Source organism: Arhodomonas sp. KWT, assembly GCF_010993615.1.
This window is the reverse complement of record NZ_WNXE01000291.1, coordinates 1-2,511: the sequence shown is the minus strand read 5'-3', so window position 1 is coordinate 2,511 and position 2,511 is coordinate 1. Positions and strand designations below refer to the sequence as shown.

The following is a 2,511-nucleotide window of genomic DNA, read 5'->3' as shown; positions in this document are numbered from 1 at the left end:
CGCGCGCCGAGCAGCTCCACGAGCTTGGGGAAGTGCTTGTCGCGGCGCTTGCCGGAGAGCAGTTCGTCACCGATGACGATGAGTCCGAAACGGCGTGCACTCATGGGCGCTGTCCCTCAGATGTGATTCCACAGCGACAGCCCGGCAGGCTGCCAGTGCAGGTAGAGCTGGCGGTCGATGTACGGCTCCGGATGCCGGCGGAAGTGGTGCTTGATCAGGGTGACGGGCACGATCAGCGGCACCCGGCCGATGCGGTAGTCCTCGATCAGCTCCAGCAGCTCGGCCTTGTCGTCGCCATCGAGGTGGTCCTTGAGGTAGCCCATGAGGTGCTGGAGCACGTTGGTGTGCCGGCGGCGCGTGGCACGATGGTGCAGCGTCGCCATGAACGCCTCGCCGTAGGCCTCGGCCAGCGGCTCCACCGGTTCGCTGCCCGCCCGCGCCACGAGCCGCCCGAGCTCGCGCAGGCGCTCGGGGCTGTGGGACATGAGGATGAGCTTGTGACGGGTGTGGAAGTCCACCAGCGCCTCGGGGGTAATGCCCTCCGCCATCAGGCACTGCCAGCGGTGATAGGCGTACAGCCGGCCGATGAAGTTCTCGCGCAGTACCGGGTCATTGAGCCGGCCCTCCTCCTCCACCGGGAGCATGGGGTTGGCACGCATGATCTCGGCGGCGTAGATGCCGGTGCCGCTGCCGGCGGGATGGCCGGTGTCGGTGTAGACCTTGACCCGCTCCATGCCACAGCTCGGCGACTTGCTCTTGAGGATGTAGCCGCTAATGCCCTCGAGCCGCCGCGCCATGGTGCGGCCGTAGTCGGCGAGGTCGGTCGTGACGTCCTTGCCGGCATCCCGCGTGCCCACGGCCCGGGGCGAGTCGGGATCCCCCACGAGGCGGATCGGCGGCCGCGGGGTTCCCAGCCCGATGGCCACCTCCGGGCAGACCGGGATGAGCTCGAAGTAGTCCGCGAGGACGTCGGCGACGAAGCGGTCGCGCTTGTGCCCGGAGTCGAAGCGCACCTGCTCACCGAGCAGGCAGGCGCTCACGCCGACCCGGATCGGGGCGGCCTCGGTATCCGGGGGCGAGGTGCTGGTCGCCTGGGCAGTGCTGGCCGTGCTCATCACTGCGCCTCACTCGATCAGCGGCGCGAGGGCGTCCCTCAGCGCCCACAGGGAATCCATCTCGACGCACGGCGGCTGCGCCGGCGCCTCCGCCGGCCACGCCCCGCCGTCGCGATTAAGCCAGACGGGCTGCATGCCCGCCGCCGCCGCACCAATGACATCGCTGTGCGGATCGTCACCCACGTGCACGATCTCGCCCATGGACACGCCGGCGTGGCCCCGCGCGGCCTCGAAGACCAGGTGCGAGGGCTTGGCCGCGCCGACGTCCACCGCCGCCAGGGCGAAGTCGAAATAACCGTCCATGCGCAGGCGGCGGATGTCCGCGTTGCCGTTGGTGAGCGCACCCAGGCGCACACCGCGGGCACGCAGCCACTCCAGCACCGGGACTGCGTCGTCAAAGAGCACTATGTCGTGGCGGGCATCGACGAACACGTGGAAGGTGTCCTCCACCAGCGTCTCCACCTCCGCGGCACTGTACCCAGCCCGTGTCCCGGCACGCCGGAATGCCTCCCGGCGCATCGCGGAGACGTCGTGGGCGATCTCCGGGCGGTCCGCCACGACCTCGCTGCGCAGCGCGAGGACGGCCTCCGGCGAGAGCGCGGCGGTCACCGCCGGGTAGTTGGCATCCAGGTAGGCATACGCGACCTCCTCGGCGTGCTCGATCACCCCGGCGAGGTCCCAGAGGGTGTAGTCGAGGTCGAAGGTGACCGCGGTGACCGGCGCGGCGAGTTGCAGGCTCATTCACCCTCCTCCGCCACCGGTTCGGCCTCCATGTGCCGCCACAGGCACTCGCCACCCGCGGCGCCGTCCAGGCGCTCCAGCCACGCCTCGTGGCGGGCCAGCTCGTCCGCGTCGGGCTGGACGACAGCGAGCCGGGGCCGATCCGCAGGCAGGCGGCGGATCCGCTCATAATCCTCGCCGCCCTCGCCCTCACTGCCCTGGCGGGCCAGCGACAGCGCCGTCTGACCGCCGGTCATGGCGAGGTAGACCTCGGCGAGGATCTGCGCGTCGAGCAGCGCCCCGTGGAGCTCGCGGCCGCTGTTGTCGATGTCGTAGCGCTTGCACAGGGCGTCCAGGGAGTTGCGCTGGCCCGGGTGCATGTCCCGCGCCATCACCAGGGTGTCCAGCACATCGGCATAGTCCGCCGTTCGGCCCCACGCCTCGCCGAGCCGGGAAAGCTCGTAGTCGATGAAACCCACGTCGAACGGCGCGTTGTGGATGACGAGCTGCGAGTCCCGGATGAACTCGATGAACGCCTGCGCGACGTCCTCGAAGCGCGGTTTGTCCGCGAGGAACTCGTTGGTGATGCCGTGCACTTCCTGCGCACCGGCGTCCACCTCACGATCCGGGTTGAGGTAGTAGTGAAAGGTCCGGCCGGTGGGCCGGCGGTAGTTCA

General features: G+C 69.8%; 3 protein-coding genes. All 3 read right to left on the bottom strand.

Going from position 1 to position 2,511, the window contains the following annotated elements:
- Positions 1-116: 116 nt before the first annotated feature.
- On the bottom strand, positions 117-1,115 hold the full coding sequence (locus G7A99_RS18025; protein ID WP_205599906.1) for a DUF523 and DUF1722 domain-containing protein: 999 nt from the start codon (positions 1,113-1,115) through the stop codon (positions 117-119).
- Between the two features lie 9 nt (positions 1,116-1,124).
- Positions 1,125-1,856, bottom strand: coding sequence for an HAD family hydrolase (locus G7A99_RS18020; RefSeq protein WP_018718433.1), 732 nt, complete (start codon positions 1,854-1,856; stop codon positions 1,125-1,127).
- Positions 1,853-2,511: DNA polymerase III subunit epsilon (gene dnaQ, locus G7A99_RS18015; RefSeq protein ID WP_163142762.1), on the bottom strand; the 659-nt coding region annotated here is incomplete at its 5' end. The genes dnaQ and G7A99_RS18020, both read right to left, overlap by 4 nt.